This window comes from Corynebacterium sp. MSK035 (assembly GCF_030232615.1).
Lineage (GTDB): Bacteria > Actinomycetota > Actinomycetes > Mycobacteriales > Mycobacteriaceae > Corynebacterium > Corynebacterium jeikeium_D.
Window position 1 is genome coordinate 49247 of record NZ_JASPJP010000014.1, and the last position, 7515, is coordinate 56761.

Here is a 7515-nt window from a genome sequence, read left to right on the forward strand (position 1 = left end):
TTTCTCTTTCTCACCGGCGTAGAGATGCCTGCTGTTGAAAAAGAGCACATCGAAAGGCCGCAACAGTAATTTCAGTGATGCGCAAACTACAGGAATGGCGTGCGCTGTTGAACGCACGCTATTCCCTCAACACTGGAGCTAAAGCGCTCCAGTGGCCGAGCCTTTACTCGGATTTAGTTCTTGGAACCGCGGCGGGCGAACCATGCACCAGCTGCGACGATAGCTGCACCGATAGCAGCCAGGATGCCAACACCGGCACCACCGGTCATCGGCAGGTTCGGGGTGGTGTCGTCGGAGTTAACAACCTCACCCGGGTTAGCGCCGACCTGGACGGATGCCAGCTCGTAAACACGCTCCGGGGCAGTCTGCTTAGCAACCAGCTTGAACTCGAGTGCCTCCGGCAGCAGCTCCTTACCCTTCGGAGCCTTGGTCTCAATCAGGCAGTAGTGGGACTGTTCGCCTTCGACAACCTCAGCGTTGTCTTCGAAGTCGTTGACGTGAAGACCGGTAATCTTGACGATACCGTCCTGGCCAGAGACGAAGGTGGTCTTCACCTCGTCACCCTGCTGGCCGTTAACCGGAGTCCAGGAGTCCTTCTTGGTGGTGTCAATGTCGGAGCACTTCTGGCCAGCAGCCTGGCGGACAATCTGGAACTCGGCACCTTCCAGAGCGTTGCGGTCGCCATCAACCTTCTTGAACTGCACGCCACCCCAGTAGGTCTTGACCTTCGGAGTCTCCTTCGGAGTGCTGTTCTCGGAACCGTCCGGGTTGTTCTGGAAGACCAAACCGGTGTTCGGCGCGATGTCGGTAGCTTCCTTGAACTGCGGCTTCAGCGTGGTGGTGATGGTAACGACGACCTTGTCACCAGTACCAAGAGTCTTTGCAACGTCTGGCTTCAGGTTGACATCGACATTGTTGCCCTCGAAGAACTTACCGTCGCGGTCGTCGGTTTCGGACAGAGCCCGCTCCGTACCATCTGCCTTGACAACCTTGACATCAACCTTGGTGACTTCCAGCTTCGGGTCAATCTGGTCAGTGATCTGGAACTGGGTACGCTCCGTGTTCGGCTTCAGCTGGCGAGCGGTACCCGTGACGGTGTAGACCAGCGCTTTGTCGCCGGCGTTCTGGTCCTTGTCCTTAACGGTCTTGGTCGGCTCTTCATCCTTGTAGTTCTTCGGGAATGCGTGAACGTCGTAGTTCCAGGTGGTGCCCTGAGTCTCGTCGCCTACCTTGCCATTGCTGGTCATCGGAACGAAAGCGATGAACGGAACAGCCGGGTCATAGCCTTCCTTCGGACCGGTCTCAACAACCAGGTAAGCGCCAAGAGCCAGATCCTGGCCAACGTTCCACTTGCCGTCCTGGTCGGTCGTGCCGGTTGCGACCTGCGTCAGGGTACCGTTGTCAATCAGAGCCTGAGTCGCCTGGGTACCAGTAGCGAACTCGCCAGCCTTCAGCTTCGAAGCAGCCAGCAGACCCTCGTTGGTGGTGACATCGATGGGGGTAGCGCCATCTGCAGTCTTGTTGATCTTGTAAACGGTGAAGCCGACACCTGCGAGCTTCTCGCCACCATTGGCAATAACGTCCTGGACGTCAGCTTCGGTACCAGACGGCTGACCTTCGCTGGTCGGGTTACCGAACTTATGAATGGTGAGCGAGCCCTTGGCGTCCTTATTTACCAGAGGGGAGTTGCCGGCAGCCTGGTTGACGGCAGTGTCCTGAGCGATTGCAGCCGGGGCGGAGACACCCATCGACAGACCGACGATGGCAGCGAAGGTTACCGAGCGGGCGGTACGAGAGAACTTATTCACGAAAACAGGTCCTTTACAGAAGTCCAAAATGAAGCGACAGGCTTCAATACGTCTCGCGATTCACTCCAGACGGCGACACCAACGTTCCCCGACTTGCCAAAACTGAGATTTTCCTTAAGGGAAAGACCAGTCTGTCTAACCTTTTAAGCCTAAGCGTTATGAACTTTAACGTTTACTGGCTGAAACATTGCAGTTCAAGCCCATTGCTCGCTCAGTTAATAGCGCTCAGTGAACCGCTTATAAATAACTTAACTCGTTTCACTTCCAATCGATACCCGACGGTTACACACCGCCAAACCAAGCATCCAAGAAACCTACACAAACATAAGAATTGCAAGAGATTAATATCTTTTTATCGAGGTCACAGCGGTTTTTTCCAATCGCGGCCAAACCCCTCTCAATTCCCCACACAATCAAACCCACCCAAAAATGGGGGTAGGCAATTGCCCTATAGCGATGGCTCCTATGTCTAACCATTACCGCCGCAGAGCACGCCGGGAAAATGAGGACTTATCAACCTTCTTGTGTTTGCTGTCACAGCATCGTCGGTAAGCGAAAGCAAAAACCGTTTGAAGCAAAACGCCCCGCGGTGCACCACCCTGTGCTAGGACCTGTAAAGCACAGAGGCAGTAAGCGACACGGGGCGCGCTGTGGCGTCACAAGAGGCGTTTAGAGAACCGCCCAGTAGTGAACATCGTTGTAACCGTTGAGCTTGAGGACGTCACCAATCTGATCGACCTTCTTCTTGCCCTCAGGGGTCATGCCATCCGGCATGATCTGCACGTCAGCGCTGTGATCGCCGGTGAAGGTGATGTTGACGTAGTCCTTGCCATCGCGGTGCTCAAGCTCGAAGACGTAGCGGTTGACGGCTAGCTTGCCCGAGTGGAGGAACCCACCCTTGCCCGGAGCGACAACTGCAGTGTCAGCAGAGTTTGCAGGTGCAGCTACTGCCTGTGCGGCAGTGGCAACCGGAGCGGCAAGCACGAGTGCGCCCACACCCCAGACACCGATTTTCTTCAACATGCTCATAGGTACTTCCTTATCTTCTGTGTTTCTGCAGGGTTTCTGCAGATTTGTTCTGTGTTTTTCTGCGACTGCCGGCGCCGCCGTTGTTCGACGGCGTTCAACAGCCACAGCCAATGAAATTGGTCAACTAGTTGAGGCTGAGCCCCAGCGCCCTAGTGCTCTGATCTAGCGCACTGGATTAGCGCACTGGAGTGGCCTCGACGATGATGTTGTCGGCGTAACCCAAGGTGCCGCCGACGAACTCGCCTCCGCAGGTGATGAGGACCAAGCGGTTCTCACCAACTGCGTCGTTGACAGCCTCGGGCATCTGGGCGCCCTTGACCACCTGGATTGGATCCTTGCTGACGGTGAAGTCTCGGCTTTCGCCATCTACCTTCACCGTGACAGTGTCACCAGCCTTCAGGTCAGCGAAACGTGCAGCGTAACCATCGCCCTGGTCCACCTCATTGACGTGGCCGGTAATGACGGACGATCCAGCAGCACCTTTCTCACCGGGAATCGCGGAGGCGGAATACCAGCCCAGGCGCGAAACGTCGGTCGGAGGAATCAGAGATCCCTGATCAGTCAGCTGAACGAAATCAATCGGAGCCGACTTACCATCAATGAGCATCTCCATCTCGTGCACAGCTCCCCGAGAACCCTGTGCTGGAGTAGGAAGATTCTCCTGCGCGCCATCGAGCGTCGAATCATTGCGATTGATCTGGGCAATCACCAGCAGAGCGATAACGCCGATTAATGCGATAGCGGCGATATACACCCGTGGCTGCTTCCACCAAGGCACGTCCTGCAGGTCTTCTACTTGGCCGTCGACCTGGTCTTTGTCCTGGTCAAACGGATCAACGTGGTCGAGTGCGCCGGTTTCGGTTTCCGGTTCGAATCCTGGTGTGTTGCCAGGTTCCTTGCCGGTCTCGTCCGAGCCAAACTGATCAGTCATGGGATCTCCTTAGTTCGTGGCTACCGTCGGCAGAGCGTGAGTAGCCAAACCGGTCGGGCCAGACGGAACCGAACTAATTGCACGTCGTTCCGAGTTCGGAGCCAACGGCTTTCCGTGATTCTTCTGCTTGTCCTGGCCAGTGCCACCGATGATGGTGACGTTGGTGTTGTTCTGCTCCGAGTGCTGATTAATCACAGTGGTCGGGGTGGCAGAGTCGCTGGTAGGTGCAGAGGAATCGTCGTTAGGCGTGTTCTGCTCGCCCTCATCCTTCGGCTGCTCAGATGGCGTGTTCTCCGGGGTCTTGCCGTTCGTGACAGTCTGCTCCGCAGAGTTGATGTCCTTGTGAACAGCAACTTCCTTGCCATTGGCATCGGTCAGAGTCTCGAAGGCAACCTGAGAAGCGCAGTCGCCGTCGGTGATGATGATCGGAACATCAACCGTGCCGGCGGATGCCGTCGGCACAAAGTGCAGGCGGCTCCTAGCGCCAGTGGACTTGCCCGTCTCCTTGCACATCAGCTCACCGGTCAACGTGTACTTCGTGCCCGGCTTCAGGCCAGTGAAGTGCACGGTGTCGATAACGACAGCACCCTTCTCAACCAGACCCTTCCCGGCAATGCCGGCAGTAGTCGTGATGGCTGGGTTGCCCTCAGACTGAGCTGGGGTGCTCGGGTTGCTCGGCTTCTCCGGCTGGGCAGGCTTGATCGGCTTGCTCGGCTTTTCCGGCTGGGCAGGCTTCGTCGGCTTGCTCGGCTTCTCTGGCTGAGCAGGCTTAGTCGGCTTGCTCGGCTTGCTCGGCTTTTCGGACTCGGACGTAGACGGAGTTGTCGTCTCAGACGGCTCTTCCGGCTGTGTCGTCTCCGGCTGCTCGGACGGCTCATCCTCGCTCGGCGTTGCCGGAACCGTGGACGTGGTCGGCTCAGTCGAGCTGGTCTCCGGTGCGGTCGTCTCCTCGGACGGAGTTTCGCTTTCCTCAGTCGGAGTGTCTTCCGGATTCTCCGGAACCTCGCCGGTCACGGTCTGGCTAGCGTCGTTGATATCTGCGTGGTCGGCAATCTCATTGACCTGACCAGCGCTTTCCTTACCAGTCGAGTCAACCTCATCAGAGGTCAGGTGCTCGAATACGACGGCCTCAGCAACCGGAGTCTTAACAGAGTCAGACACCTCAAGAGTGACAGTCACAGTACCGCTTGCCGACGTCGGCTTGAACGTCGCCTCGCCATGACCAATCACAGAGCCATCAGCCTTGTTAACCAGTTCACCGGAGAGGGTGTAGTTCTTACCAGGGACCAGACCCTCGAAATGCACGGTGTCGACGACCTTGGCATTAGCCTCAATGCGATTGCCCTGAAGCTCGGCTACCGTGCGCAGCTCCGGCTCCAGCGGCGTATCAGCGGGCTCGCTCGGCTTAGACGGTTCGGTAGTCTCAGTCGGCTCGCTCGGCTCCGCGGTCTGCGACTCAGTGCTGTCAGTCGGCTCGGTCGGTTCCGTCGGAGCGGCCGGCTTCGTGGACTCGGAGGTGTTAGGAGTAGTCGTCGAAGAGCTCGGCTGCTCTTCGCTTTCCGACGTCGTCGGAGTCTCAGACTCACTGGTCTCAGAAGTAGTGGTCTCGCTGGACGACGGCTCCGTTGTCTCTTCGGTCGTCTCCTCGCTCGTCGGGGTCTCCTCGGAGGTCGACGGCTGCTCTGGCTTTTCGCCGTGAACAGTCTGAGCTGCGTCGTTGATGTCCTCATGGGTAGCGATTTCTACCCGCTGACCATCGGTGTTGTCCTGGCCATCGGCGGTGACCTCTGTCGAGGTCAGCTTTTCAAATGCAACAGCAGCGGAAACCGGCTCATCTACATCATCGGAGACGGTAATCATGACAGCCTGCTCACCCGAAGAGGTCTCCGGAGTGAATTCCACGCTGCCGGTCCCCAGGATGCGATCAGCATTGGTCTTGTCCACCAGGGTGGCGTCCAGGCGGTAGTTCTTACCCGGAACCAGGTCGGTGAACTTCACGATGTCCTTAACCACAGCGCCCGCAACAATCTTGTTGCCGTTCAGGCGAGCCTGAGTGGAGATCGACGGCTTACGCGTGGTCGGCTTCTCCGGCTCGGACGGCTTGGTCGACTCGGACGGGGTCGTGGTCTCCGCAGGCGTGGTCGGAGTAGTCGGCTTTTCCGGTTCGGTTGGCTGCTCCGGTTCGGTCGGCTTTTCTGGCTCGGACGGCTTCGTCGGCTCTGCCGGAACTTCACCGGAAGACGGAGTGACATTGTCAATCACAATGATGTCTTGTTTCTTACCATTGTTGAAAATGTAGCCAGTGCGGTTCGTACCGTCGACAGTGCCCTGACCGACGTTAGCCGGACCAGTGAGGTAGTAGTAGACAGCCTTCGTCGATGGGTTGTGAATGCCCTGGGAGAAGTCAATGTCATCGGAGAAGTGCCACAGAGCGAATTGAGTTGCGTTATTGGCGTCCAGCACATTCAGACGTCCTTTAACTCCAGCTGCCTTCCCCAGTTCATCCAAACCAACAGCTGGAGAACCGTGGTGCGCAATCCAGTTGAGCTTCCGGTATCGGTCAAAGTCGTTCCGCAGCTTGTTATTGGTATCTGTACTGCGCGAGAACTGACTGAAGTTCTGCACACGACCGGTGTCATAAAGATCACCGGCGACGCTGGCCTCAATGCAGTAACCCATTTTGTGGCTACCAAATGGAGTTGCAGCCTCGTCAAATGCCGCAATGAGTGGCCCAAAATCACGGACATTTCCATTGGCTTCAACACCCTTAACGGTTCCAGGAACACTCAGAATCTTCTGAATCGTCAGGGTTTCGCCAGTGTCTTCTGCATCCTGCGCATGCGCAATTATTGGAGATTTAGCGAAGAAAAGAGCGAGCACAGCCATGAAGCTAAATAGCGCCAACCAGCGCTTCTCGTTTGTAAAACGACCGAACATGAGCCCTCCCCCTTCCTTCGATTTCAGTGCGTTATACACCTTTCGCTACCTTTCCAGCCTTCAATGAACAATCAATGACCACGCATAAGCGTCTCCAGCCCCCATCACAGGTAGCCCAGTTGACATCGCCTTCTAATTCTCATTTATAGCGTTGGCCGCCCCCGAATATAACAAATACATTTTATGTTTGTTGAGCCATTTAATTGACACCCCTATTTCCCTTTATTTCAATGCCGATAATTGTTGTTTGGATATTTTTTCAGGGGTAGCCATATGGACAACGGACAAATACCAACATTCCACCTTCCTCTACGACGCCTAGCCATTCAGCCCAGATAAACCTCCATTACCTGCAGATATGAAGATTTTTCAATAAATTTCCACCCATTAATTCGGGTTGAAATGTCTCCCATGTCACGATTCTTATAATTGTGAGATAAGGCACAGCCGACACCCCACCCCCATCTAATGAAAATGCACCCCAATAATTTTCCGAACGCAATAATGACACCTCTGAGCCATTTGCAAAAACACCCCCTAGGCGCATTTAATAAGCCACATAATTGTGCGTTAATTGCGGCTGCGTAAATAATCGCCTCTCCACCCCCAGCCCTCTCCATCCGCAGTTAATAGACAAAAGTGGATCCGATTCAAGACATTCCAACAGATCACGTTATGTAAATCGCGCCCGAATAGAGGGCTGCAAGTGTGAAACTGTGCGAGTTTATGACACTTTCAAGCGGTAGGGTCAGGCGGTCATTGCATCATGGATAACACCAGAGATTACCTCCCGGGGAGTTAACCCGTCGA

Annotated in this window: 4 protein-coding genes; all 4 read right to left on the minus strand. The window is 55.6% G+C overall.

From position 1 onward, the window contains the following. Nucleotides 1-173: 173 nt before the first annotated feature. The 4 genes from QP978_RS08955 to QP978_RS08970 all read right to left on the minus strand — a co-directional run bounded on the left by QP978_RS08955 (nt 174) and on the right by QP978_RS08970 (nt 6705). The gene (locus tag QP978_RS08955) at nt 174-1808 is read right to left on the minus strand and encodes a SpaH/EbpB family LPXTG-anchored major pilin (RefSeq protein WP_049190894.1); all 1635 of its coding nucleotides are present in this window, start codon (nt 1806-1808) and stop codon (nt 174-176) included. Nucleotides 1809-2477: 669 nt separating this feature from the next. After that, on the minus strand, nt 2478-2837 hold the full coding sequence (locus QP978_RS08960) for a hypothetical protein (RefSeq protein ID WP_005511660.1): 360 nt from the start codon (nt 2835-2837) through the stop codon (nt 2478-2480). Between the two features lie 175 nt (nt 2838-3012). After that, nucleotides 3013-3768: a class F sortase gene (locus QP978_RS08965; protein WP_284857090.1), complete on the minus strand. Its 756-nt coding sequence runs from the start codon at nt 3766-3768 to the stop codon at nt 3013-3015. A 9-nt stretch (nt 3769-3777) separates the two neighbouring features. Continuing rightward, nucleotides 3778-6705, minus strand: a complete 2928-nt coding sequence (locus QP978_RS08970) for a VaFE repeat-containing surface-anchored protein (protein WP_284857091.1) — start codon at nt 6703-6705, stop codon at nt 3778-3780. Between the last annotated feature and the right edge of the window lie 810 nt (nt 6706-7515).